The 23162-nt window shown below is 57.0% G+C and carries 22 protein-coding genes; 14 read left to right on the forward strand and 8 right to left on the reverse strand.

Annotated features, from left to right (window positions below; genetic code table 11):
* From galE to modE, 3 genes are all read right to left on the reverse strand, one after another.
* Positions 1-1017: a UDP-glucose 4-epimerase GalE gene (gene galE, locus ACMGG3_RS02535; RefSeq protein ID WP_079231262.1), complete on the reverse strand. Its 1017-nt coding sequence runs from the start codon at positions 1015-1017 to the stop codon at positions 1-3.
* 202 nt (positions 1018-1219) lie between these two features.
* Positions 1220-2692, reverse strand: coding sequence for a molybdate ABC transporter ATP-binding protein ModF (gene modF / locus ACMGG3_RS02540; RefSeq protein WP_032677710.1), 1473 nt, complete (start codon positions 2690-2692; stop codon positions 1220-1222).
* Positions 2693-2759: 67 nt separating this feature from the next.
* Positions 2760-3548 carry a molybdenum-dependent transcriptional regulator gene (modE, locus tag ACMGG3_RS02545; protein WP_414149546.1) on the reverse strand — a complete coding sequence of 263 codons (789 nt, stop codon included), beginning with the start codon at positions 3546-3548 and terminating at the stop codon, positions 2760-2762.
* A gap of 127 nt (positions 3549-3675) precedes the next feature.
* Here modE and ACMGG3_RS02550 point away from each other — a divergent pair, with 127 nt between their 5' ends.
* From ACMGG3_RS02550 to modC, 4 genes are all read left to right on the forward strand, one after another.
* Positions 3676-3825, forward strand: a complete 150-nt coding sequence (locus ACMGG3_RS02550) for an AcrZ family multidrug efflux pump-associated protein (RefSeq protein ID WP_020884948.1) — start codon at positions 3676-3678, stop codon at positions 3823-3825.
* Between the two features lie 179 nt (positions 3826-4004).
* Positions 4005-4778: a molybdate ABC transporter substrate-binding protein gene (gene modA / locus ACMGG3_RS02555; RefSeq protein WP_414149547.1), complete on the forward strand. Its 774-nt coding sequence runs from the start codon at positions 4005-4007 to the stop codon at positions 4776-4778.
* Positions 4778-5467, forward strand: a complete 690-nt coding sequence (gene modB, locus ACMGG3_RS02560) for a molybdate ABC transporter permease subunit (protein WP_020884946.1) — start codon at positions 4778-4780, stop codon at positions 5465-5467. The genes modA and modB overlap by 1 nt, the downstream gene beginning before the upstream one ends.
* A gap of 2 nt (positions 5468-5469) precedes the next feature.
* Complete coding sequence (gene modC, locus ACMGG3_RS02565) at positions 5470-6528, forward strand: molybdenum ABC transporter ATP-binding protein ModC (protein ID WP_414149548.1); 1059 nt, start codon at positions 5470-5472, stop codon at positions 6526-6528.
* On the opposite strand, the gene ACMGG3_RS02570 is transcribed toward modC, so the two are convergent.
* On the reverse strand, positions 6529-7347 hold the full coding sequence (locus ACMGG3_RS02570) for a pyridoxal phosphatase (protein ID WP_182268362.1): 819 nt from the start codon (positions 7345-7347) through the stop codon (positions 6529-6531). It abuts the gene before it with no gap.
* Between the two features lie 140 nt (positions 7348-7487).
* Here ACMGG3_RS02570 and pgl point away from each other — a divergent pair, with 140 nt between their 5' ends.
* Entirely contained in the window at positions 7488-8483 is a 996-nt protein-coding gene (gene pgl / locus ACMGG3_RS02575; RefSeq protein ID WP_182268363.1) for a 6-phosphogluconolactonase, read from the forward strand.
* Positions 8484-8574: 91 nt separating this feature from the next.
* On the opposite strand, the gene ACMGG3_RS02580 is transcribed toward pgl, so the two are convergent.
* Positions 8575-9858, reverse strand: coding sequence for a putative acyl-CoA thioester hydrolase (locus ACMGG3_RS02580; protein ID WP_014169207.1), 1284 nt, complete (start codon positions 9856-9858; stop codon positions 8575-8577).
* 224 nt (positions 9859-10082) lie between these two features.
* On the opposite strand from ACMGG3_RS02580, the gene hutI reads away from it, so the two are divergent.
* From hutI to hutH, 5 genes are all read left to right on the forward strand, one after another.
* Entirely contained in the window at positions 10083-11306 is a 1224-nt protein-coding gene (gene hutI, locus ACMGG3_RS02585; protein WP_414149905.1) for an imidazolonepropionase, read from the forward strand.
* Positions 11303-12241: a formimidoylglutamase gene (gene hutG, locus ACMGG3_RS02590; RefSeq protein WP_414149549.1), complete on the forward strand. Its 939-nt coding sequence runs from the start codon at positions 11303-11305 to the stop codon at positions 12239-12241. Before hutI ends, hutG begins: the two co-directional genes overlap by 4 nt.
* Positions 12242-12260: 19 nt before the next feature.
* Positions 12261-12995, forward strand: a complete 735-nt coding sequence (locus ACMGG3_RS02595) for a histidine utilization repressor (protein ID WP_014169210.1) — start codon at positions 12261-12263, stop codon at positions 12993-12995.
* 136 nt (positions 12996-13131) lie between these two features.
* Positions 13132-14817: a urocanate hydratase gene (gene hutU, locus ACMGG3_RS02600; protein ID WP_020884940.1), complete on the forward strand. Its 1686-nt coding sequence runs from the start codon at positions 13132-13134 to the stop codon at positions 14815-14817.
* Positions 14817-16337: a histidine ammonia-lyase gene (gene hutH, locus ACMGG3_RS02605; RefSeq protein ID WP_032677716.1), complete on the forward strand. Its 1521-nt coding sequence runs from the start codon at positions 14817-14819 to the stop codon at positions 16335-16337. Before hutU ends, hutH begins: the two co-directional genes overlap by 1 nt.
* A 42-nt stretch (positions 16338-16379) precedes the next feature.
* Here hutH and ACMGG3_RS02610 read toward each other — a convergent pair whose 3' ends face one another.
* Together ACMGG3_RS02610 and bioA are read right to left on the reverse strand one after the other, a co-directional pair.
* Positions 16380-16856 carry a kinase inhibitor gene (locus tag ACMGG3_RS02610; protein ID WP_014169213.1) on the reverse strand — a complete coding sequence of 159 codons (477 nt, stop codon included), beginning with the start codon at positions 16854-16856 and terminating at the stop codon, positions 16380-16382.
* A 72-nt stretch (positions 16857-16928) separates the two neighbouring features.
* Positions 16929-18218 (reverse strand): adenosylmethionine--8-amino-7-oxononanoate transaminase, encoded by a 1290-nt coding sequence (gene bioA / locus ACMGG3_RS02615; protein ID WP_032681394.1) that lies wholly within the window; start codon positions 18216-18218, stop codon positions 16929-16931.
* 86 nt (positions 18219-18304) lie between these two features.
* Here bioA and bioB point away from each other — a divergent pair, with 86 nt between their 5' ends.
* Genes bioB through bioD form a run of 4 tightly spaced genes read left to right on the forward strand, consistent with a single transcriptional unit; the run spans position 18305 to position 21932 of the window.
* Positions 18305-19345 (forward strand): biotin synthase BioB, encoded by a 1041-nt coding sequence (gene bioB, locus ACMGG3_RS02620; protein WP_014169215.1) that lies wholly within the window; start codon positions 18305-18307, stop codon positions 19343-19345.
* Positions 19342-20499: an 8-amino-7-oxononanoate synthase gene (bioF, locus tag ACMGG3_RS02625; protein WP_414149550.1), complete on the forward strand. Its 1158-nt coding sequence runs from the start codon at positions 19342-19344 to the stop codon at positions 20497-20499. The genes bioB and bioF overlap by 4 nt, the downstream gene beginning before the upstream one ends.
* Positions 20483-21238 (forward strand): malonyl-ACP O-methyltransferase BioC, encoded by a 756-nt coding sequence (gene bioC / locus ACMGG3_RS02630; protein WP_032677719.1) that lies wholly within the window; start codon positions 20483-20485, stop codon positions 21236-21238. Before bioF ends, bioC begins: the two co-directional genes overlap by 17 nt.
* Entirely contained in the window at positions 21231-21932 is a 702-nt protein-coding gene (gene bioD / locus ACMGG3_RS02635; RefSeq protein WP_414149551.1) for a dethiobiotin synthase, read from the forward strand. The genes bioC and bioD overlap by 8 nt, the downstream gene beginning before the upstream one ends.
* Here bioD and ACMGG3_RS02640 read toward each other — a convergent pair.
* Positions 21895-22617 (reverse strand): ABC transporter ATP-binding protein, encoded by a 723-nt coding sequence (locus ACMGG3_RS02640; RefSeq protein WP_414149552.1) that lies wholly within the window; start codon positions 22615-22617, stop codon positions 21895-21897. The two genes, bioD and ACMGG3_RS02640, sit on opposite strands and share 38 nt — an antisense overlap.
* Positions 22618-23162 lie beyond the last annotated feature (545 nt).

Below are 23162 nucleotides of genomic sequence, written 5' to 3' on the forward strand. Positions count from 1 at the left end.
TTAGTCCGGATAACCTTGTGGATGGCGAGACTGCCAGTGCCAGGTATCCTGTGCCATTTCATCAAGCGTGCGGGTGACACGCCAGTTAAGCTCTTTATCGGCTTTGGAGGCATCGGCCCAGTAAGCCGGGAGGTCGCCTTCACGGCGCGGTGCGAAGTGATAATTCACAGGCTTACCGCAGGCCTTACTGAAGGCATTCACGACGTCCAGCACGCTGCTGCCGATCCCGGCGCCGAGGTTGTAAATATGCACGCCTGGCTTATCGGCCAGCTGCTGCATTGCCGCCACGTGGCCGTCGGCCAGATCCATGACGTGGATATAATCACGCACACCGGTACCGTCTTCGGTTGGATAATCATTACCGAAAATAGCCAGTGACTCACGGCGGCCAACGGCCACCTGGGCGATGTACGGCATCAGGTTATTCGGGATGCCCTGTGGATCTTCACCCATATCGCCTGACGGATGGGCGCCAACCGGGTTGAAGTAGCGCAGCAAGGCGATGCTCCATTCAGGCTGCGCTTTTTGCAGATCGGTGAGGATCTGCTCCACCATCAGTTTGCTTTTGCCATACGGGCTTTGCGGCGTACCGGTCGGGAAGTTTTCAACGTAAGGGATTTTTGGCTGATCGCCGTAGACGGTTGCGGAAGAGCTGAAGATAAAGTTTTTAACGTTCGCTGCGCGCATGGCGGAGATCAAACGCAGGGTACCGTTGACGTTGTTGTCGTAATACTCCAGCGGTTTCGCGACGGATTCACCCACCGCTTTCAGGCCGGCGAAATGGATCACCGTCTCAATGGCATGGTCGTGAAGGATCTCGGTCATCAACGCTTCATTGCGGATGTCGCCTTCCACGAAGGTCGGTTGTTTACCGCCAAGACGTTCAATCACAGGCAGCACGCTGCGCTTACTATTGCACAGGTTGTCGAGGATGATGACATCATGACCGTTTTGCAGCAGCTGCACGCAGGTATGACTACCAATGTAACCGCTACCACCTGTTACCAGAACTCGCATATTTCGCTCCATTGGGCTTATGGTATGTAATAACCATAGCATAACAGAGACGCGAAAAGTGTGACATGGGATAAAATAGTGGAATCGTTTACACTGCTTTTAAAATCCGTTTTTTGGCGGCAATGCGACATTGTAGATCAAAGGGATAGGGAAGTCTTTGTGCAGGTTATCCGAAAAAACGGAGGGGCAGAGCCCTCCGGGGTTAATCGATTTTGCTCAGCAGGTACTGATAGCGTTCACCGTCGGGCACAAACTCGAGGCGGTGCGTAATGCAGGACGGGGCATCTTCGGCATGATGGGAAACGAACAGCAGCTGCGTTTCGCCTTCGCTAATCAGGACATCCACAAAACGGCGGATCAGCTGGCGGTTTAATGGGTCCAGCCCCTGTAGCGGTTCGTCGAGGATCAGAAGGGTCGGGTGTTTCACCAGCGCGCGAACGATCAGTGCCAGACGCTGCTGTCCCCACGAAAGGCTATGAAACGGCGCGTCAGCGACCCGGTTATCCATCCCCAGAATATCCAGCCACTGCTGGGCCAGCTTATGCTGTTTGTCCGAGACCGCCTGATAAATGCCGATGGAATCAAAATACCCGGACAGGATCACATTGCGCACCGTGGTGCTGACCCGGTAATCCAGATGCAGGCTGCTGCTGACATAGCCGATATGCTTTTTGATATCCCAGATCGTTTCACCGCTTCCGCGGCGGCGGCCAAACAGGGTGAGATCGTTACTGTAGCCCTGAGGGTGATCGCCGGTGATCAGGCTCAGCAGCGTTGATTTTCCCGCGCCGTTGGGGCCAACAATTTGCCAGTGTTCACCCGGGTTGACCGTCCAGCTGAGATGATTAAGGATCGGTCGATCGTCATACGCTACCACGCCATCACGCAGCACGATGCGCGGCTGGTGGGGATCTAACGCGTGGCGGGCAGAAGGTGCGTCCGGTTCCGGCAGCGTAATGCCGTCCAGGTTTTCACTGTGCGCCAGTTGGGCAATTAACGCCTGCTTAAGTAACGCCGATTTTTCGCCGGTTTCGGTCAGGTTGCAGTCAGCGAGCACGCCGGCGTTCTGAATAAACTCAGGAATTTCATCAAAACGGTTAAGCACCAGTACCAGCGTATAGCCCTGCTGGTTAAGCGAGCCGAGCAGGGTGGCCAGCTGTGCGCGGGACTGCACGTCGAGACCGTCGAACGGTTCATCCAGAATCAACAGTTCCGGCTCGCTCATCAGCGCCTGACACAGCAGCGTTTTCCGGGTCTCACCGGTCGAAAGGTATTTAAAGCGCCGGTTCAGCAGGGAGGTGATGCCAAACTGTTCTGCCAGATACGCACAACGGGCAGGATTGTTGACCTCATCCTGAATAATGTCTGCCGTCGTGCGGCCCGTATCCTCTTCGCCCGGGCTGAGTAAATCGGTGTTATTGCGCTGCCATTCATCGCTCACCAGCTTTTGCAGCTGCTCGAATGACAGGCGCGTCAGGCGCGTAAAGTTACACTGGTATTCACCTTTAAGGTGCGCGAGCTCTCCGCTCAGCGCACGGGCCAGCGCTGATTTCCCGCTTCCGTTTGTACCGACAAACGCCCAGCTTTCACCGGCGCGTATTGTTAAATCAGAAATCGTCAGCGTTCGGGTGTCGCTAAGACGAAACGTGCCTTGCGAAATATGCAATGATGACATGACTTATCCCATTTTTTGCAGCAACAGATGTCAGGGATACTCACTGTCGACACGCTTGTCAATGTGCTCAGCACAATGTGGCGATAATCACCCGGTCGGCGTTGAAATATGCGGTCACCACAGCACCTTCTTCTAATTCTGCGGCATCGCTGAGGGGAAGGGTTGCGCAGAGTTCTTGCCCGTCCGGCAGGGTCATCAGTACTTCACACTGCTCTTCACCGCGTTCAACGTGGCGGATGGCACCGCGTAGCTGGTTATCAGCGGCTTTTGCTTTTTCGGCATCGGCAGTGATATTCACCCACGGCGCTTTCAGTAACACCAGCACCTCTTTACCTTCATTCAGCGCCAGTCGATCTGCGCTTTGTGCGGTAATCGCGGCTTTCAGACGGGTTGTTCCATCGGCAAGCAGGATCTCAATATGACGCTGCACCTGGGCGTTATCGCCCGCCATCACCGTACCAAACCACTGGTTACGGGCGCTGGTTTGCAGCGAAAAGCGGGAAATGGCAGCCAGCAGGCTGTCCAGCGGGAGATTATCGTCGTCACTTAACACATCAAATGCTTTTTGCTGGATCTGCGCCAGCAGATCATACAGCTGAACCAGGCGCTGGCCGTAACGTGTCAGGATCGCACCTCCACCGCCTTTGCCGCCCGTGGCCCGGTCAACCAGCGTTTGCTCGCTCAGGGTGTTCATGTCGTTGATGGCATCCCAGGCGCTTTTATAGCTAATGCAAGCGTTCTTAGCCCCCTGGCTTATTGAACCGGTTTGTTCTATTTGTTTAAGCAGGGCGATACGTCGCGGATCGGCGAAAAGCTTCTGCTGTAGTCGTAGAGTGAGGAGAATTTCGGCCTGCATAACACTGTCCTGGCAAAAAGTGCATTGTGACCCAAATGGCGAAGGTCGCAAAGGGCACCGCACAAAAGGGGATGTTTTTCTCACTTTTCAGGGTAGAATAAGCTATTCACAATATCTGGAGAAAACCATGTTGGAATTGTTGAAAAGTCTGGTATTCGCCGTGATCATGGTACCAGTAGTGATGGCCGTTATCCTCGGTGCCATCTACGGCCTGGGTGAAGTGTTCAACGTATTTTCGAACATTGGTCACAGAGACCAGGCTAAAAAGCAGCATTAATTTCCCCCCGAAACGCCCGGCTTGCCCGGGCGTTTTGCTCTCAAGTATTTCCCTTTCTCGCCGATATTATTTAAAGCATCAGCTTGCTGTACCCCTTGAGCGGTACGATTTAACGCTGGGATCTCCCCGGAGTTACCGTTATATTAATGTGTATATAACGATACTCACAGGAGCTACAAATGGCACGTACATGGGCACGCCTTTTCGCAGGGGCAACGCTGACACTTTCGCTGAGCGGACACGCGCTGGCTAACGAGGGTAAAATTACCGTCTTTGCGGCGGCGTCGTTGACCAACGCGATGCAGGATATTGCGACAGCGTATAAAAAAGAGAAGAACGTCGAGGTGGTCTCCTCTTTTGCTTCTTCATCGACGCTGGCACGTCAGATTGAAGCGGGAGCACCGGCCGATCTGTTCATCTCTGCAGACCAGAAGTGGATGGATTACGCGGCTGAAAAGAAATCGATTGATGCAACTACCCGCGAAACATTGCTGGGGAATAGCCTTGTCGTGGTGGCGCCGAAAGCCAGTCAGCAAGGCGAAATCACTATCAACAAAGAGACCCCCTGGACCCGGCTGCTGAACGGAGGACGCCTGGCCGTTGGCGATCCGGAGCATGTACCAGCGGGGATCTACGCCAAAGAAGCATTGCAAAAACTGGGTGCCTGGGAGACGTTATCGCCCACACTGGCTCCGGCTGAAGATGTGCGCGGTGCTCTGGCGCTGGTTGAACGTAATGAAGCGCCGCTGGGGATAGTCTACGGGTCGGACGCCGTCGCCAGTAAAGGGGTGAAAGTGGTTGGTACGTTCCCGGAAGACTCCCACAAGAAAGTGGAATATCCTGTTGCGATTGTTGATGGACATAAAAATGCGACCGTGACGGCCTTCAGCGAATACCTGAAGGGACCCGAAGCGTCCGCAATCTTTAAACGTTACGGATTTACGACTCACTAATGATATTGACCGATCCTGAATGGCAGGCTGTCCTGCTGAGCCTGAAAGTCTCTTCCCTGGCGGTTACGCTGAGTTTGCCCTTTGGGATCTTCTTTGCCTGGTTACTGGTTCGCTGTAAGTTTCCCGGCAAAGCCCTGCTGGATAGCGTTCTTCATCTTCCCCTCGTGTTGCCACCGGTGGTGGTTGGCTACCTGCTGCTGGTGTCGATGGGGCGGCGCGGTTTTATTGGCGAATGGTTATATGACTGGTTTGGGCTGACGTTTGCGTTTAGCTGGCGAGGGGCGGTACTGGCGGCGGCGGTGATGTCATTCCCGCTGATGGTCAGGGCTATTCGCCTGGCGCTGGAAGGGGTTGATATCAAACTGGAACAGGCTGCCCGCACGCTGGGTGCCGGGCGCTGGCGCGTCTTTTTCACCATCACGCTCCCGCTTACGCTGCCGGGCATTATTGTCGGCACGGTACTGGCGTTCGCCCGCTCGCTGGGTGAGTTTGGTGCCACGATTACCTTTGTGTCGAATATCCCCGGTGAGACGCGAACGATCCCGTCAGCAATGTACACCCTGATCCAGACGCCGGGTGGAGAAGGTGCCGCGGCGCGGCTGTGCATTATCTCAATTGTGCTGGCGCTGGTCTCGCTGCTGGTTTCGGAATGGCTGGCGCGACTCAGTCGCGAGCGGATGGGGAAATAGTCATGCTCGAACTTCAGTTCACCCAGACGCTGGGAAATCATACCCTGACCCTTAACGAGACGCTGCCTGCGAGCGGCATTACCGCCATCTTTGGCGTATCAGGTGCAGGGAAAACCTCATTGATCAATGCCATCAGCGGGCTGACGCGACCGCAGTCCGGACGGATTGTGCTCAACGATCGTGTCTTAAACGACGTTGAGAACAAAATTTACCTGGCACCGGATAAGCGGCAAATTGGTTATGTTTTTCAGGATGCGCGATTATTTCCGCATTACAGCGTGCGCGGTAATCTTCGCTACGGCATGGCCAAAAGCATGGCCGCGCAATTTGATAAGCTGGTGGCGCTGCTGGGCATTGAGTCACTGCTGGACCGGCTCCCTTCATCGCTTTCTGGTGGTGAAAAACAGCGCGTAGCGATAGGCCGCGCGTTGCTCACCGCGCCAGAACTGCTGTTGCTCGACGAACCGCTGGCCTCGCTGGATATTCCGCGAAAACGTGAACTGCTGCCCTATCTTCAGCGCCTGGCACGCGAAATCAATATCCCGATGCTCTACGTCAGCCATTCGCTGGATGAGATCCTGCATCTGGCCGATAAAGTGCTGGTACTGGAAGAGGGCAGCGTTAAGGCATTCGGCAATCTGGAAGAGGTGTGGGGCAGCAGCGTGATGCACCCGTGGTTACCGAAGGAGCAGCAGAGCAGCATCCTTAAGGTGAGCGTGCTGGAACATCACCCGCATTATGCGATGACCGCACTGGCGCTGGGCGACCAGCATTTGTGGGTCAACAAAATCGACAAACCGCTGCAGTCTGCGTTGCGTATACGTATTCAGGCTTCAGATGTCTCTCTGGTGCTGCAAGCGCCGCTGCAGACCAGTATTCGCAATATCCTGCGCGCGAAAGTGGCGGAGTGTTTTGATGATAACGGTCAGGTTGAGGTGAAGCTCGAGGTGGGCAGCAAGACGCTCTGGGCGCGCATCAGTCCGTGGGCCAGAGATGAGTTAGGGATCAAGCCTGGCCTGTGGCTTTACGCGCAAATCAAGAGCGTCTCCATCACCACCTGATTACAGCAGGTGGGTATAAATATACTGCGCGATGCTGTCGGTGGTGTTATCACCAATCACGACGTTAGCACGCGCTTTTACCGCATCGTCGGCGTTGCCCATTGCCACGCCTGTACCGGCGGCCTCCAGCATGCTGATGTCGTTGTAGTTATCGCCAAAGGCAATCACATCCTGCATTGACCCGCCCTGTGACTCCACGAACTGCGTCAGACGCTTGCCTTTGCTGTTGCCTTTGCGGGCGATATCGACCTGGTCGTGCCAGGACCACTCGCACTCCAGACCCAGCGTTTGTTCAACGTGCGTCGCGAAGGCATTCAGTTTGGTGGTATCTTCATCCGTCAGCGCAAATTTCCAGATAGCATCGACATCCTGAGCCGTCTGGCGCAGGGAGGAAACCTGGGTAAAGACCGGACGCTGCGCTTCAGGCAGAGACAATGCCCAGTTGCTGGTGCGGATCACGTGGCCTGTCGGACGTTCATACACCATTGCGTTATCCACATACATCAGGCCGTGAATGGCATGCTCATCAAGCAGATCAATCAATTGCAGCGCCTGAGGCACGGGCAGCGGATCGGATTCTAAAACCTTTTTTGCCTGATAATCATACAAATAAGTGCCATTACAACAAATTGCAGGTGTATCTAACGCCAGTGCCTGATAAAAAGGATGAATGGCAACGTGATGTCGACCCGTTACGATAAGGAGTTGATATCCCACTTCCTGCGCGCGTTTGAGTGCTTCAAGGGAAGAGGGGAGAAGGGTTTTCTGCGGAGTAAGTAAGGTACCGTCTAAATCCAGAGCTATTACACGCGAGGTCATTTGTTTTTCCGGGTTAATATTGAATTTACGTTCTGAAGGGATGGTACACCGAGAGGCAAAGGCTTCAAAATTCCCGATGACAATTCAGCATTCACCGTCAAAAGTTAACTACTTTCATGCGCAGTGAGGAGTGAATATTCATGAAACAAACCGTTTATACCGCCAGTCCTGAAAGCCAGCAGATCCACGTCTGGCGTTTAAATACCGAGGGTACCCTCACGCTGGTTCAGGTTGTTGATGTGCCAGGTCAGGTGCAGCCGATGGTTATCAGCCCGGATAAACGTTTCTTGTACGTGGGTGTGCGCCCGGAGTTTCGCGTGCTGGCCTACCGCATCTCGCCGGACGACGGCGCGCTGACTTACACTGCGGAAGCACCTTTACCGGGCAGCCCAACGCATATCTCCACCGATCGCAAAGGCAACTTCATCTTCAGCGGCTCTTACAATGCCGGCTGTGTCAGCGTAACGCGTCTGGAAGCGGGCCTACCGCTTGAAACCGTGGAGGTGGTTGACGGGCTGGAAGGATGCCACTCGGCGAATATTTCTCCGGATAACCGTACGCTGTGGGTCCCTGCGCTGAAACAGGATCGTATCTGCCTGTTTACCCTGAGCGATGATGGGCACCTGGTGGCGCAGAATCCTGCTGAAGTGACCACCGTTGAGGGCGCGGGCCCGCGCCATCTGGTGTTCCACCCGAACCAACAGTACGCCTATGTGGTGAACGAGCTGAACAGTTCTGTTGACGTATGGGAACTGAAAGATCCTAACGGCAAGATTGAGTGCGTGCAGACGCTGGATATGATGCCGTCTGACTTCTCTGACACCCGCTGGGCGGCTGATATTCACATCACCCCGGATGGGCGTCATCTGTATGCCTGCGACCGTACCTCCAGCCTGATTACGGTATTCAGCGTTTCTGAAGACGGTAGCGTGCTGGCGATTGAAGGTTTCCAGCCTACCGAAACCCAGCCACGCGGGTTTAATATCGATCACAGCGGTAAATACCTGATTGCGGCGGGGCAAAAATCTCACCACATCGCGCTGTACGAAATCAAAGGTGCGCAGGGGCTGCTGGAAGAGAAAGGGCGTTACGCCGTCGGCCAGGGGCCAATGTGGGTGGTGGTAAACGCACACTAAAAGGCTTAAAACAAAAAACCTCGCAAATGCGAGGTTTTTTTATGCCCGGTGGGCACCGGGCGAGTACAGCAAAAGACATCAACGCATTCTTTTATTGCTTAGGCTCAGCAACCACTTTGCTACCCAGACCGCGGTTGTTGTATTCCCACATGCGGTTGAAGTTCGCGTCATTCAGGTTGCGTTGCACGTTACCTTTATCATCCACGCTACCGGTATTGCCGGAGAAAGGACGTTTGGAGATAGCGGCATCGGCCCATGGCTTAGCCATGTTGAAACCTTCGTTGATCACGCTGTCACGAATAACAACCTGACCGTTGGTGGCAGAGTCCACATCCAGCGAGCGGCCCAGCTGCGCGACGCCGTCACCGGACGCGTTAAAGCGGCTGTTAACGGCCAGGAAGCCGTAGAACAGGTTAGATTGCGTGGCAGGGGCAAACACATAACCTTCCTGCTGAGTGCGTGAATTCACCACGCGGAAATCGGTGTTCTCAAACACCACCGCGCCGCGACCGGAGACCAGATCCACGTCACCTTCAACGTAGCTGTTAGTGACCAGCGTACGGGTCAGACGGTTATTCTGCAGCGTGTTCTGAACACCGCTGTTTGTCACAAAGAAGGTGTTCTGACGGCCGAGAATATTCACGTTGTTGATCTGCACTTTATCGCCATCGCTACGCAGTGCAACGGCCTGGTGGTTACCGGCATCAACGCTATCGCCCAGGGTATTCTGAATGGTCAGGTTCTGCAGCTGCAGGCCATTATTCTGAGACCAGACGACCGCAGAACACATCACGCCGATGGTAGCTGCACGCTTGCTCTGGCAGTTGTCAAACATATACCACGCCGGTTTGCCTGGCATGTATTTACCCGCCGGGTTGACCAGGCGACGCCAGGTGTTGCTGTCGATTTCAGAATCAATCGCCAGACCAATTTTCACGTCGACCGCTTTCTCGCCTGTCCCGTAAAGGGTGATGCTGCCCGGTGCTGCCGGAACGTAAACGGTGCCTTCATATTCCCCAGGCAGGATCGCGATGTACTGGCGAGAGGCGCTGTGTTTGGTGATAGCCGCGTCAACCGCAGCCTGAATCGTCGTGTGCGTCACGCCCTGCGTACCTGCCGGACCGACAACGAAGTCAGGTTGTTTCGGCAGGTTAATAGAAGACGGTGTCCACGGCGCAGCGTTAGGGTCCATCGCCGAGAAGTAGTGTGCACGGTCAAAGTTCTTCGCTTCATCAGCGGACAAAATCGGGCGAGAGGCGGTACCCGGTGCAACCTGCTCAGAAGGCTGCTGGTCCGGTGGGGTAGAACTGCATGCGGATAATGTCACGCCAAAGGCGAGCGCTAACGCCAGACGGGAAATCCTGGAAATGTTCAAGGTAAAGCTCCTGGGTATGCAAGTCTTAACGGGATAGACGAAATAGCCTGCTTTTTTATACTAAGTTGAGCGAAACGGGAAGATAAAAAGGGTAAAAGATGCATTTTTTACCCGCGGGAGGCGGGAAAGTCATCACAAATAAATAACATTTTCCGCCAGAGCGGTTGACAGCAGGGGGCAGATGAAAATAAATGTCTATACAACCCATGACAAGTGGAATGCCCATGCAGCAGCTTCATCCCGACGATGTAATATGGCGCAATGCGCGACTGGCGACAATGATCCCGGACGACAGCACGCCTTATGGCCTGAAAGCGCAGCACGCCCTGGTGGTGCGCGGCCAGACGATTCTGGCCGTTATTCCCGAATCCGACATCCCTTCCGGCCACCGTCACTGTGTCGATCTGCACGGTCGTCTGGTCACCCCCGGGCTGATTGACTGCCATACCCACCTGGTGTTCGGTGGCGATCGTGCGGCAGAGTGGGAGCAGCGTCTGAACGGCGTCTCTTATCAAACCATCAGCGCGCAGGGCGGCGGGATTAACGCGACCGTGACGGCGACGCGGAGCAGTTCGCCCGAGACCCTGCTCAGGCTGGCGCAACAGCGTCTGCAGCGGCTGATCGATGAAGGGGTGACCACGGTTGAAATCAAGTCGGGATATGGTCTCAACGCCGAAGCGGAAGAGAAGATGCTGCAGGTCGCCCGCCAGCTGGGCCAGAACAATCCGGTAGAGATCAGCCCAACGCTTCTGGCTGCGCATGCGGTTCCGGCGGAATACCGCCATGACGCGAACGCGTATCTCACCACGGTGTGCGAGCAGATGATGCCCACGCTGTGGCAAAAAGGCTTATTCGAAGCCGTGGATGTGTTTTGCGAAAATGTCGGCTTCACGCCAGCGCAAACCGAGCGGCTTTTCCGCGCTGCCACTGCCCTGGGGATTCCGGTCAAAGGACACGTGGAACAGCTTTCAAATCTTGGCGGCGCGGCGCTGGTCAGCCGCTTTAAGGGGCTTTCCGCCGATCATATTGAATATCTCGACGATGACGGTGTTCAGGCGATGGCGCACAACGGCACGGTTGCGGTATTACTGCCGGGGGCGTTCTATTTTCTTCAGGAGCGCCAGCGTCCGCCGGTTGAAAAACTCAGAAAAGAGGGCGTTCCCATGGCTGTCGCCACCGACTATAACCCCGGCACCAGCCCGTTCGCGAGTATTCATCTCGCGATGAATATGGCCTGCGTGCAGTTTGGCCTGACGCCTGAAGAGGCCTGGGCTGGCGCGACGCGACATGCTGCCCAGGCGCTGGGACGCGGGGCCACGCACGGGCAGCTGCAGGCTGGATTCGTGGCTGACTTTGTCGTCTGGGATGCACATCACCCGGTCGAAATGGTCTACGAGCCGGGACGCAATCCGTTGTATCAACGTATTTTCCGTGGGGAGAGCGTATGAGACTCTGGCGGCCGGTTGCCGAGACCGTCTGGCAGGGGCGCGACGACAGCGCCGAGGCCAGCAATGCAAAACGTATTTTTCAGACCCTACGACAGATGCCGGTATTTACCCCTCAGTCATCCGGCATCGCTTTGATAGGGTTTGAATGTGATGAAGGGGTAAAACGCAATCAGGGCAGGCCCGGCGCCGTACAGGCCCCGGAGGTGCTTCGCAAAGCGCTGGCGAACATGGCAAGTCATCATGGACATGACCGGCTGGTGGATATGGGGTCGGTATATGTCGAGGGCGATAACCTGGAAGCGGCTCAGCGGGCGTTAAGCGATGCCGTGCAGGCCTGCCAGCAGTCCGGCATGCGTACGCTGGTTTTTGGCGGGGGACACGAGACCGCCTGGGCGCATGGCCGCGGGGTTCTGGATGCTTTCCCGAACGCGCGCGTGGTGGTGATAAATCTGGATGCACACCTTGACCTGCGCAAGGCGGAGCACGCGACATCCGGCACGCCGTTTCGTCAGCTGGCACACTACTGTGCGGATCAGGCGCGCGATTTTCAGTATGCCTGCCTGGGCGTCAGCCGGGCGGCGAACACGCAGGCGCTGTGGGATGAAGCTGAGCGACTAAACGTCACGCTGGTGGAAGACCTTCATTTCAGGCGAGATGCGTTATCGGCTCTGGACAAGGTCCTGGCCCAGGCCGACCGCGTTTACCTCACCATTGACCTCGATGTTTTGCCTGCTGGCGAAATGCCAGCCGTCTCAGCGCCCGCGGCGTTAGGGGTACCCGCGCTGGATCTTCTGCCGGTGATTGAACACATCTGCCACAGTGGAAAACTGCAGGCTGCCGATCTGGTAGAATTTAACCCGCAGTACGATCGGGACGGACAGGGGGCAAAGCTTGCCGCCCGTCTGGCCTGGCAAATTGCTCACTGGTGGGCATAACAACGTTTAAGGAGTCAGGATGTTTTCACGCTCACCGCTGTCGCAGTCCAGCCCTCCCGCGCCTTTCTACGAAAAGGTGAAGCAGGCCATCAGCGAAAAAATCGCAACCGGCGTCTGGCGGCCGCACGATCGCATTCCGTCCGAGGCCGAACTGGTCGCACAGTTTGGTTTTAGCCGAATGACCATCAACCGGGCGCTGCGCGAGCTGACCGATGAGGGCCTTCTGGTGCGTCTGCAGGGGGTCGGAACCTTCGTCGCGGAGCCGAAAGGGCAATCGGCGCTGTTTGAGATCAGAAGTATTGCCGATGAGATAGCCTCGCGAAACCATCAGCACCACTGTGAAGTGCTGGTGCTCGAAGAGACACAGGCCAGCGCCGAGCAGGCCGTAGAGCTGAATGTCAAAGAGGGAAGCCGCATCTTTCATTCCGTGATGGTGCATTATGAAAACGACATCCCGGTGCAGATTGAAGATCGCTGCGTGAACGCCGATCGGGTGCCCGAGTACCTGGATCAGGATTACACCCAGACCACGCCACATGCCTATCTTTCGCTCATCGCGCCACTGACGGAAGGGGAACACATCGTGGAAGCGGTTCGCGCTACGCCGCAGGAGTGCGAACTGTTGCGGATCAAAGAGCACGATCCTTGCCTGCTCATTCGTCGCCGTACCTGGTCTTCGTCGCATATTGTGTCGCATGCCAGACTGCTGTTCCCGGGAAATCGATACCGGTTGCAGGGCCATTTCATGTCGTAAGGGTCATACGTTTTAAAAGCGTGATAGCTAACGCAATATAACAAAATTGTATCTTTTTTGTTAAATCTGACCTTGTGTGTGCTTGTCTATACAAGTATATCTGAATACATCATCTGTCCCGTATGAGGAGCACACAATGTCGTCAGGTAAATACCGCCAGCAGGATGTCCGCGCCGCGCGCGGCACCACACTTACCGCCAAAAGCTGGCTCACCGAAGCCCCGCTGCGCATGTTGATGAATAACCTCGATCCTGAGGTCGCGGAGAACCCCCACGAGCTGGTGGTGTATGGCGGCATAGGCCGCGCCGCGCGCAACTGGGAGTGCTATGACGCGATTGTTGAATCCCTGACTCATCTGGAACATGACGAAACCCTGCTGGTGCAATCCGGCAAACCGGTCGGCGTGTTCAAAACCCACAAGAATGCACCGCGCGTGCTGATCGCCAACTCTAACCTTGTCCCGCACTGGGCGACCTGGGAACACTTTAACGAGCTGGACGCCAAAGGGCTGGCGATGTATGGCCAGATGACGGCGGGAAGCTGGATCTACATCGGCAGTCAGGGGATTGTGCAGGGCACCTACGAAACCTTCGTGGAAGCCGGTCGTCAGCACTATAACGGTTCGCTGAAAGGTCGCTGGGTACTGACCGCCGGTCTGGGGGGAATGGGGGGCGCACAGCCGCTGGCCGCGACCCTTGCCGGTGCCTGCTCCCTGAACATCGAATGTCAGCAGAGCCGCATTGATTTCCGACTGCGTACCCGTTACGTCGATGAACAGGCTGAAAACCTGGATGACGCGCTGGCACGCATCAAAAAATACACGTCAGAAGGCAAAGCGATGTCGATTGCGCTCTGCGGCAACGCGGCTGACATTCTCCCTGAACTGGTGGCCCGTGGTGTACGCCCGGATCTCGTCACTGACCAGACCAGCGCGCACGACCCCCTTCACGGCTATCTGCCATCGGGCTGGACGTGGGAAGCGTACCAGCAAAAAGCCGAAAGTGACCCGGAAGGCACGGTGCTCGCCGCTAAACGTTCCATGGCGGAGCACGTGAACGCCATGCTGGCCTTTAGCCAGATGGGCATTCCGACATTTGATTACGGCAACAATATTCGCCAGATGGCGAAAGAGATGGGCGTGAGTAACGCCTTCGACTTCCCGGGGTTTGTGCCTGCCTATATTCGTCCGCTGTTCTGTCGCGGTATTGGCCCGTTCCGCTGGGTGGCCCTGTCCGGCGACCCGGAAGATATCTACAAAACCGACGCCAAAGTGAAGGAGATCGTCGCCGACGACGAACATCTGCACCACTGGCTGGATATGGCTCGCGAGCGCATTAACTTCCAGGGCTTGCCGGCGCGGATCTGCTGGGTCGGGCTGGAGTGGCGACAAAAACTGGGTCTGGCCTTTAACGAAATGGTGCGCAGCGGTGAAGTCTCCGCTCCGATTGTTATCGGACGCGACCATCTCGACTCGGGCTCTGTTGCCAGCCCGAATCGTGAAACCGAAGCCATGCGCGACGGCTCCGATGCCGTCTCCGACTGGCCACTGCTGAATGCCTTACTGAATACCGCCAGCGGGGCGACCTGGGTGTCGCTGCATCACGGTGGTGGCGTAGGAATGGGCTTCTCCCAGCACTCGGGAATGGTCATCGTGTGTGATGGTACGGATGAAGCGGCAGCGCGTATCGCTCGCGTGCTGCATAACGACCCGGCAACCGGCGTAATGCGCCACGCGGATGCCGGTTACGAGATTGCGATTGAATGTGCCAAAGAGCAGGGCCTGAACCTGCCGATGATCCCTGCCACACAAGGAAAGCATTAATGAACGCCTTAACCCTCACTCCCGGCTCACTGACGCTCAAACAGCTGCGTAACGTCTGGCGTCAACCGGTCACGCTCTCACTTGATGAAAGCGCCCACGCCGCGATTAACGACAGCGTTGCCTGCGTTGAAGCCATTATTGCCGAAGGACGTACCGCCTACGGCATCAACACCGGATTTGGTCTGCTGGCGCAGACGCGTATCGCCACGCACGATCTGGAAAATTTACAGCGCTCGCTGGTGCTTTCGCATGCGGCGGGTGTCGGTCAACCGCTGGATGATGACATTGTCCGCCTGATGATGGTGCTCAAAATCAACAGTCTGGCACGTGGGTTCTCCGGAATTCGCCTCAGCGTGATCGAGGCGCTGATGGCGCTGGTGAATGCGGAAGTCTATCCGTGGATCCCGGCAAAAGGTTCCGTCGGTGCATCCGGCGATCTTGCGCCGCTGGCCCATATGTCGCTGCTGCTGCTCGGTGAAGGTCAGGCTCGCTGGAAGGGCGAGTGGCTCCCTGCGAAAGAGGCGCTGAAAAAAGCCGGGTTAACCCCGATAACGCTGGCGGCGAAAGAGGGGCTGGCGCTGCTTAACGGGACCCAGGCCTCGACGGCGTTTGCGTTGCGTGGTCTGTTTGAAGCCGAGGATCTTTTCGCCTCCGCGGTCGTGTGCGGTGCGCTGACCACCGAGGCGGTGCTTGGCTCACGTCGTCCGTTTGACGCCCGTATCCACGAGGTGCGCGGCCAGCGCGGGCAGATTGACGCCGCGGCGATGTACCGTCACCTGCTGACCGAGACCAGCGATATTGCAGACTCTCACCATAACTGTGATAAGGTACAGGATCCCTATTCGCTTCGCTGTCAGCCCCAGGTGATGGGAGCCTGTCTGACGCAGCTCCGCCACGCGGCAGAAGTGCTGCTGGTGGAGGCGAATGCGGTGTCTGATAACCCGCTGGTGTTCGCTCAGGAAAACGAAGTGGTCTCCGGGGGAAATTTCCACGCCGAGCCTGTGGCGATGGTGGCGGATAATATCGCGCTGGCGATTGCGGAAGTAGGGGCCTTATCCGAACGTCGCATCGCGCTGATGATGGATAAACATATGTCCCAGCTGCCGCCGTTCCTGGTCCGCAACGGCGGGGTTAACTCCGGTTTTATGATTGCCCAGGTGACGGCCGCAGCGCTGGCGAGCGAGAACAAGGCCCTGTCGCATCCGCACAGCGTGGACAGTCTGCCAACGTCAGCGAACCAGGAAGATCATGTTTCGATGGCCCCGGCCGCCGGACGTCGTCTGTGGGAGATGGCCGCTAACACCCGCGGCGTGCTGGCGGTGGAATGGCTGGCCGCATGTCAGGGCGTTGATCTGCGTGAAGGTCTGAAGTCCAGCCCGCTGCTGGAACAGGCGCGTCATCTGCTGCGTGAACAGGTCGCGCATTACGATGATGACCGTTTCTTTGCGCCGGATATTGATAAAGCGATCGCGCTGCTTGAGAAGGGAAGCCTGGTGGGCTTACTGCCTTCGGTGCTCTAAGATTTGCCCGGTGGCCCGGACACGTTCAGGCCACCGGTTTTTTTACGAATACATCGCCGTGATCGATGCGCTGCCCAGCGAATGAAAATGGACGTTAAAGCCGACCATTGCGCCACTCGCGCCCTCATCCACCTCAATCTTGTCCACATCCAGCGCGTGAACCGTGAAGATATAGCGGTGCGTTTCCCCTTTTGGCGGCGCGGCGCCACCGTAACCCGCTTTGCCAAAATCGGTTCGGGTCTGGATAGCGCCTTCAGGCAGCGCCACCAGGTCAGAGCCGGAACCTTGCGGCAGAACGCGCGTATCCGCAGGCAGGTTCGCCACTATCCAGTGCCACCACCCTGAGCCTGTAGGAGCATCCGGGTCATAGCAGGTGACAACAAAGCTTTTGGTTCCCGCCGGAACATCGTCCCACGCCAGATGCGGAGAGATATTATCCCCCTGATAACCCATGCCGTTAAAAACGTGGCGTTCAGGCAGTTTTTCCCCGTCGCGCAGATCTTTACTGATGATTTTCATACGATTTACCTCGGTACCCGATTATGCAAAAAGTGTAATGCATAAACAGAGTACCGACGTTAACGCTCAGGGTTAAATCGCAAAATGTGCGGGAATGTTAACGGCGTCAACTACCGCAGCCGTTAACTGACGTAGCTGAGCCGGCGAGATAACATAAGGCGGCATCAGATAGATAAGCTTGCCGAAAGGACGCACCCACACTCCCCGTTCCACGAAGAAACGCTGCAGCGCCGCCATGTTAACCGGATGGGTGGTCTCAATCACGCCGATGGCACCCAGCACGCGCACATCCGCCACGAATTCAGCCGCTGACGCTGCGCTCAGCTCCTGGCGAAGCTGCGCTTCAATCGTCGCGACCTGCGTTTGCCACTCGCCGCTCTCGAGAATGGCCAGGCTTTCGCTCGCCACCGCGCAGGCCAGCGGGTTGCCCATAAACGTCGGGCCGTGCATAAAGCAGCCCGCGTCGCCGTCGCTGATGGTGTCGGCAACGTGGCGCGTTGTCAGCGTGGCGGACAACGTCATGGTGCCGCCGGTCAGCGCTTTACCCAGACACAGAATATCCGGTGCGATCCCCGCATGCTCGCAGGCGAACAGCTTGCCGGTGCGGCCAAAGCCGGTGGCGATCTCATCGGCAATCAGCAGAATGCCCTCGCGATCGCACATCTTACGAATGCGCGTCAGCCATGCCGGGTGGTACATCCGCATCCCGCCTGCACCCTGCACAACCGGCTCAAGAATAACGGCGGCAATCTCATGGCGGTGGGCAGCCATCAGCCGCGCAAAACCGACCATGTCCATTTCATCCCACTCCCCGTCAAAACGGCTTTGCGGTGCCGGGGCAAAGAGGTTCTCTGGCAGATAGCCCTTCCACAGGCTGTGCATGGAGTTATCCGGATCGCACACCGACATCGCGCCGAACGTGTCGCCGTGATAGCCGTTGCGGAAGGTGAGGAACCGCTGGCGGGTCTCACCTCTGGCGTGCCAGTACTGTAGCGCCATTTTCATCGCCACTTCCACAGCAACAGAGCCGGAATCTGCAAGGAAAACGCACTCCAGCGGGGTCGGGGTCATCGCGACCAGACGCCGGCACAGGTCAACCGCAGGCTGATGGGTGATACCGCCAAACATCACGTGCGACATCTGGTCAATCTGCGCTTTCATCGCCGCATTCAGACGCGGGTGGTTATACCCGTGAATAGCCGCCCACCAGGATGACATGCCGTCCACAAGCGACTCACCGCTGCTCAGGGTCAGTTCGCACCCGTGAGCCGAGGCGACCGGGTAAACGGGGAGGGGGCGGGTAGTGGAAGTGTATGGGTGCCAGATATGCTGCTTGTCGAAGGCGAGATCGTCCTGGGTCATAATCGACTTGTAAACCATTTTGAAAAGTTTTAGGTTTACGAGTATAAACCGATCTGAAAATTAACAAAACCCTTTGGAGAAGCCCCATGGCTCACCACGCACGCTGGACGATGTCGCAAGTTACTGAATTATTCAATAAACCTTTCCTTGAGCTGATGTTTGAAGCCCAACAGGTGCATCGTCAGCACTTCGATCCACGCCATGTGCAGGTCAGTACGCTGCTGTCGATCAAGACCGGCGCATGCCCAGAAGATTGCAAATACTGCCCGCAGAGTGCGCGCTATAAAACCGGGCTTGAATCTGAACGTCTGATGGAAGTGGAGCAGGTGCTCGACTCTGCCCGTAAGGCGAAAAATGCAGGCTCAACCCGATTCTGTATGGGCGCGGCATGGAAAAACCCGCACGATCGCGACATGCCGTATCTGGAGCAGATGGTGAAAGGGGTGAAAGAGATGGGGCTGGAAGCCTGCATGACCCTTGGCACGCTGAACGAAGAGCAGGCGCAACGCCTTTCCGCAGCGGGGCTGGATTACTACAACCACAACCTCGACACCTCCCCTGAATTTTACGGCAATATCATCACCACGCGGACCTATCAGGAGCGTCTCGATACGCTGGATAAAGTGCGTGACGCCGGCATCAAAGTCTGTTCCGGTGGGATTGTGGGGCTGGGCGAAACGGTGAAAGACCGTGCGGGTCTTCTGCTGCAGCTGGCGAACCTGCCCACGCCGCCGGAAAGCGTGCCGATCAACATGCTGGTGAAAGTTAAAGGTACGCCACTGGCGGATAACGAAGACGTGGATGCATTTGATTTTATCCGCACCATTGCGGTGGCGCGTATCATGATGCCGACCTCCTACGTGCGCCTCTCGGCGGGTCGTGAGCAGATGAGCGAGCAGACGCAGGCGATGTGCTTTATGGCCGGGGCCAACTCCATCTTCTACGGCTGCAAACTGCTGACCACCCCGAACCCGGAAGAGGACAAAGACGTCCAGTTGTTCCGCAAGCTGGGGCTGAACCCGCATCAGACCGACGTCCTGACGGGGGATAACGAGCAACAGCAGCAGCTGGAGCAGCAGATTTTCAACGCCGATACTGACCAGTTCTACAACGCGGCAACCGTATGACCTGGCAGGCACGTATCCATTCTGCGCTCGAAGAACGGCGGGCGGCAGATGCCTTTCGCGTTCGCAACGTGGTAGAAAACGGCGCAGGCCGTTTTCTCACCCACGAGGGCCGGCAGTTTTGCAATTTCTCCAGCAATGATTATCTCGGGCTGAGCCAGCACCCGGCAATCGTCCGCGCCTGGCAGCAGGGGGCGGAGCGGTTTGGCGTCGGCAGCGGCGGCTCGGGGCATGTCAGCGGCTACACCACGGCGCATCAGGCGCTGGAGGAGGCCCTTGCCGACTGGCTGGGGTATCCGCGTGCGTTGCTGTTCATTTCAGGTTTTGCCGCCAACCAGGCGGTCATCACCGCGCTAATGGGCAAGGACGACCGCATTGTTGCCGACCGCTTAAGTCACGCCTCGCTGCTGGAAGCGGCAAGTTTAAGCCCTGCGCAGCTCCGCCGCTTTGCCCATAACGATGCGGCTCAGCTTGCTGGCCTGCTCGATAAGCCCTGCACCGGACAGCAGCTGGTGGTCACAGAAGGGGTGTTCAGCATGGACGGCGACAGTGCACCGCTGCGTCCGCTGCATGAGACGGCGCAGCGACAAAACGCCTGGCTGCTGGTTGATGATGCGCATGGTATTGGCGTGATGGGTGAGGAAGGGCGCGGTAGCATCCATCAGCAAAACGTGAAGCCGGAACTGCTGGTGGTGACTTTCGGGAAAGGTTTTGGCGTGAGCGGGGCGGCCGTGTTGTGCAGCGAGTCTGTCGCCGACTATCTGCTGCAGTTCGCCCGTCATCTCATTTACAGCACCAGTATGCCGCCCGCACAGGCCGTGGCGCTGTCTGCATCACTGGCGGTGATCCGCAGCGCAGAAGGCGCGGAACGACGGGCGCGTCTGGCGGAACATATCCGGCGTTTTCGCCAGGGGTTACGCCATCTCCCGTTCCAGAGCACCGATTCGCAGAGCGCAATCCAGCCGGTGATGGTGGGGGAAAACGGTCTGGCTCTCACGCTGGCGCAGACGCTTCGCGAGCGGGGGATATGGGTGACGGCTATTCGTCCACCAACCGTACCGCCAGGCACTGCCCGGCTGCGTCTGACGCTCACGGCGGCGCACGAAGCAGAGGATATCGAGGCACTTCTGGAGGCGCTGCATGACACCCGTGAATAAACAGGCGATCGCGGCGGCATTTGGCCGGGCCGCGCGCAGCTATTCGCAGCACGATGAACTCCAGCGTCAGAGCGCGCAGGGGCTGCTTGCTTTACTCAACGAGACCCGGTTCCCTCAGGTGCTAGACGCCGGGTGTGGGCCGGGTGCCAATAGCCGACACTGGCGTGCGGCCGGCAGCGAGGTGACGGCTATCGATCTGTCGCCCGATATGCTCGAGGAGGCCCGTCAGCAGCAGGCCGCGCACCACTATCTGGTTGCCGATATTGAGTCCATTCCGCTGCCGGATGCGCGGTTTGATCTGGTCTGGAGCCATCTGGCGGTACAGTGGTGCAGTAGTCTCCCGCAGGCATTAAACGAGCTTTATCGCGTGGCGCGTCCGGGTGGATGCGTGGCCTTCACCACGCTGCTGGAAAGCTCTTTACCGGAGCTCAATCAGGCGTGGAAAGCGGTGGATGAACAACCTCACGCTAACCGTTTTTTGCCGCACGAGCAGGTCATCCACGCGCTGGCGGGATGGCGCTATCGCTGTGCTGAGCAGACCATTACGCTGAATTTCGACGATGCCTTCAGCGCCATGCGCTCCCTGAAGGGCATTGGCGCGACCCATCTGCATGCGGGGCGTGAAAAGAAACCTCTTACCCGCGGCCAGTTACAGCGTCTGGAGCTGGCGTGGCCGCAGCAGCGGGGGCAGTTCCCGCTCTCATATCAACTTTTTCATGGGATTATTGAACGTGACTGAACGTTATTTTGTCACCGGAACAGATACCGAAGTGGGCAAGACGGTTGCCAGCTCAGCGCTGCTGCATGCGGCGCGCATGCAGGGAAAAACCACCGCCGGATATAAGCCTGTCGCCTCCGGCAGCGAGATGACGACGCACGGGTTACGCAATACCGACGCGCTGGCGCTCCAGCGGAACAGTACGCTTGAACTTGCCTATTCAGCGGTGAATCCGTATACCTTTGCCGAGCCCACCTCGCCGCATATTATCAGCGCAGATGAAGGTCGCCCGATTGATTTTGCCGTGCTTTCTGCCGGGTTACGCGCCCTTGAACGCCAGGCTGACTGGGTGCTGGTGGAGGGCGCCGGTGGCTGGTTTACGCCACTTTCGGCGGACCAGACCTTTGCTGACTGGGTGCAAATCGAGCAGCTGCCGGTAATCCTGGTGGTAGGGGTCAAGCTCGGCTGTATCAACCATGCGATGCTGACTGCCCAGGCCGTTCAGCAGGCCGGGCTGCGCCTGGCCGGCTGGATAGCCAACGACGTGGTTGCGCCGGGCAGGCGACATCAGGAGTATCTGGCAACGCTGAAGCGGGTGATTCCTGCGCCGTTTCTTGGGGAGATCCCGTGGCTGGCTGACACGGCCGGGTGCGCTGAAACCGGGCATTACCTCGATCTCAGCGTCTTGCCTCCAGCGACATCCAGTGGGCGATAAGCTCGTCGTCCAGCTCGTTAACGTGGCCCTGGGCCACGTTACGCCCGCGATACAGCATGCAAAAGCGCTCCGCGACCCGGCGGATAAACGACAGCTGCTGCTCAGCTAACAACACCGTCATTCCCAGTTCCCGGTTTAACCGCACCAGCAGCTGGCTCAGCTTCTGGGCGAAGCTGTGGCCCGCGCCATGCATCGGTTCATCCAGAATCAGCATCCGCGGACGGATGACCAGCGCATTGGCCAGCGCCAGCTGATACTGGTCGTCTGGCGAAAGCGTGTTGGCCCGGGTTTGTCGCAGCGCATAGAGTTCCGGAAAGAGGTCGTAAACGTCACTTTTCGCTTCAGGGTCTGGTTTCCCTGTCGCCCGCATGGCGATATGCAGATTTTCATCAATGGTTAACTGGGAGAAAATCCGCCTGTCCTGCGGGACATAGCCTATTCCCGGGCCAGCGAAGGGTTCTGGCGTCTGGCTAAGCAAATCTCGCGGCGGTGCACCGGCTTCGTGCCAGATGATGGTGCCGCTGTCGACAGGCACTTTCCCGGCGATGCAATTCATCAGGGTCGTTTTGCCCATCCCCGGCAGGCCAACAACGCCTGTACACACGCCTTTGGGAAAATCTAAATCCACGTTCCATAGCGTATGTTGGCTTCCGTAAAACTGGTTAACTGCACGCAGACTCAACATCTTTCTCTCCTTAAAAATCTGTGTGGATGAGGCTCATTGTGGGATGTGCAAAACTCCTGCCAGAAACCCTAAATTGATTAAAAAAGAGACTTTTTTAGGAATTTATCCGGGATAAGCGGTGTGTGATTACCCCCCTTTGCACATCCGCGGTGCCGGACGTGATGAGTTGTGGTGCAGGGTTAAAATGGTGGAAATGTGAGCAAGATCGCATCGGTTGGTTATGAATGACACAACTGTTTATCAGCAAAAAATAGCTATAAAAAATTTTTGCTGCCGTTTCGTGGGAAAAGTCGGGAATTTGCTGAGCGGCGGTCTGCACGGGCTGGAAGCAGTTATCCACTATTCCTGTGGATAACCATGTGCATTAGAGTTAGAAAACACGCGATAAGCGAGAGAAGACGCGGGTTACGACCAAATTGGCGCGAAACGCGGCTTTAGAAAATATCGCTTAATATTTAATTGGTTAGATAAAAGCAATTGCCGTAATGAAAGTGTCACCTGTTGCCATAAAACTATCATTACCTGGCTTGACAAATGTTAAAAAA

It is taken from the genome of Enterobacter sp. BNK-18 (genome assembly GCF_047456135.1).
GTDB lineage: Bacteria > Pseudomonadota > Gammaproteobacteria > Enterobacterales > Enterobacteriaceae > Enterobacter > Enterobacter ludwigii.

What these genes read in the sequence shown, in the direction of transcription:
- galE (WP_079231262.1), bottom strand. Translation starts at nt 1,017, where the DNA reads ATGCGAGTTCTGGTAACAGGTGGTAGCGGTTACATTGGTAGTCATACC.
- modF (WP_032677710.1), bottom strand. Translation starts at nt 2,692, where the DNA reads ATGTCATCATTGCATATTTCGCAAGGCACGTTTCGTCTTAGCGACACC.
- modE (WP_414149546.1), bottom strand. Translation starts at nt 3,548, where the DNA reads ATGCAGGCCGAAATTCTCCTCACTCTACGACTACAGCAGAAGCTTTTC.
- ACMGG3_RS02550 (WP_020884948.1), top strand. Translation starts at nt 3,676, where the DNA reads ATGTTGGAATTGTTGAAAAGTCTGGTATTCGCCGTGATCATGGTACCA.
- modA (WP_414149547.1), top strand. Translation starts at nt 4,005, where the DNA reads ATGGCACGTACATGGGCACGCCTTTTCGCAGGGGCAACGCTGACACTT.
- modB (WP_020884946.1), top strand. Translation starts at nt 4,778, where the DNA reads ATGATATTGACCGATCCTGAATGGCAGGCTGTCCTGCTGAGCCTGAAA.
- modC (WP_414149548.1), top strand. Translation starts at nt 5,470, where the DNA reads ATGCTCGAACTTCAGTTCACCCAGACGCTGGGAAATCATACCCTGACC.
- ACMGG3_RS02570 (WP_182268362.1), bottom strand. Translation starts at nt 7,347, where the DNA reads ATGACCTCGCGTGTAATAGCTCTGGATTTAGACGGTACCTTACTTACT.
- pgl (WP_182268363.1), top strand. Translation starts at nt 7,488, where the DNA reads ATGAAACAAACCGTTTATACCGCCAGTCCTGAAAGCCAGCAGATCCAC.
- hutI (WP_414149905.1), top strand. Translation starts at nt 10,083, where the DNA reads ATGCAGCAGCTTCATCCCGACGATGTAATATGGCGCAATGCGCGACTG.
- hutG (WP_414149549.1), top strand. Translation starts at nt 11,303, where the DNA reads ATGAGACTCTGGCGGCCGGTTGCCGAGACCGTCTGGCAGGGGCGCGAC.
- ACMGG3_RS02595 (WP_014169210.1), top strand. Translation starts at nt 12,261, where the DNA reads ATGTTTTCACGCTCACCGCTGTCGCAGTCCAGCCCTCCCGCGCCTTTC.
- hutU (WP_020884940.1), top strand. Translation starts at nt 13,132, where the DNA reads ATGTCGTCAGGTAAATACCGCCAGCAGGATGTCCGCGCCGCGCGCGGC.
- hutH (WP_032677716.1), top strand. Translation starts at nt 14,817, where the DNA reads ATGAACGCCTTAACCCTCACTCCCGGCTCACTGACGCTCAAACAGCTG.
- ACMGG3_RS02610 (WP_014169213.1), bottom strand. Translation starts at nt 16,856, where the DNA reads ATGAAAATCATCAGTAAAGATCTGCGCGACGGGGAAAAACTGCCTGAA.
- bioA (WP_032681394.1), bottom strand. Translation starts at nt 18,218, where the DNA reads ATGACCCAGGACGATCTCGCCTTCGACAAGCAGCATATCTGGCACCCA.
- bioB (WP_014169215.1), top strand. Translation starts at nt 18,305, where the DNA reads ATGGCTCACCACGCACGCTGGACGATGTCGCAAGTTACTGAATTATTC.
- bioF (WP_414149550.1), top strand. Translation starts at nt 19,342, where the DNA reads ATGACCTGGCAGGCACGTATCCATTCTGCGCTCGAAGAACGGCGGGCG.
- bioC (WP_032677719.1), top strand. Translation starts at nt 20,483, where the DNA reads ATGACACCCGTGAATAAACAGGCGATCGCGGCGGCATTTGGCCGGGCC.
- ACMGG3_RS02640 (WP_414149552.1), bottom strand. Translation starts at nt 22,617, where the DNA reads ATGTTGAGTCTGCGTGCAGTTAACCAGTTTTACGGAAGCCAACATACG.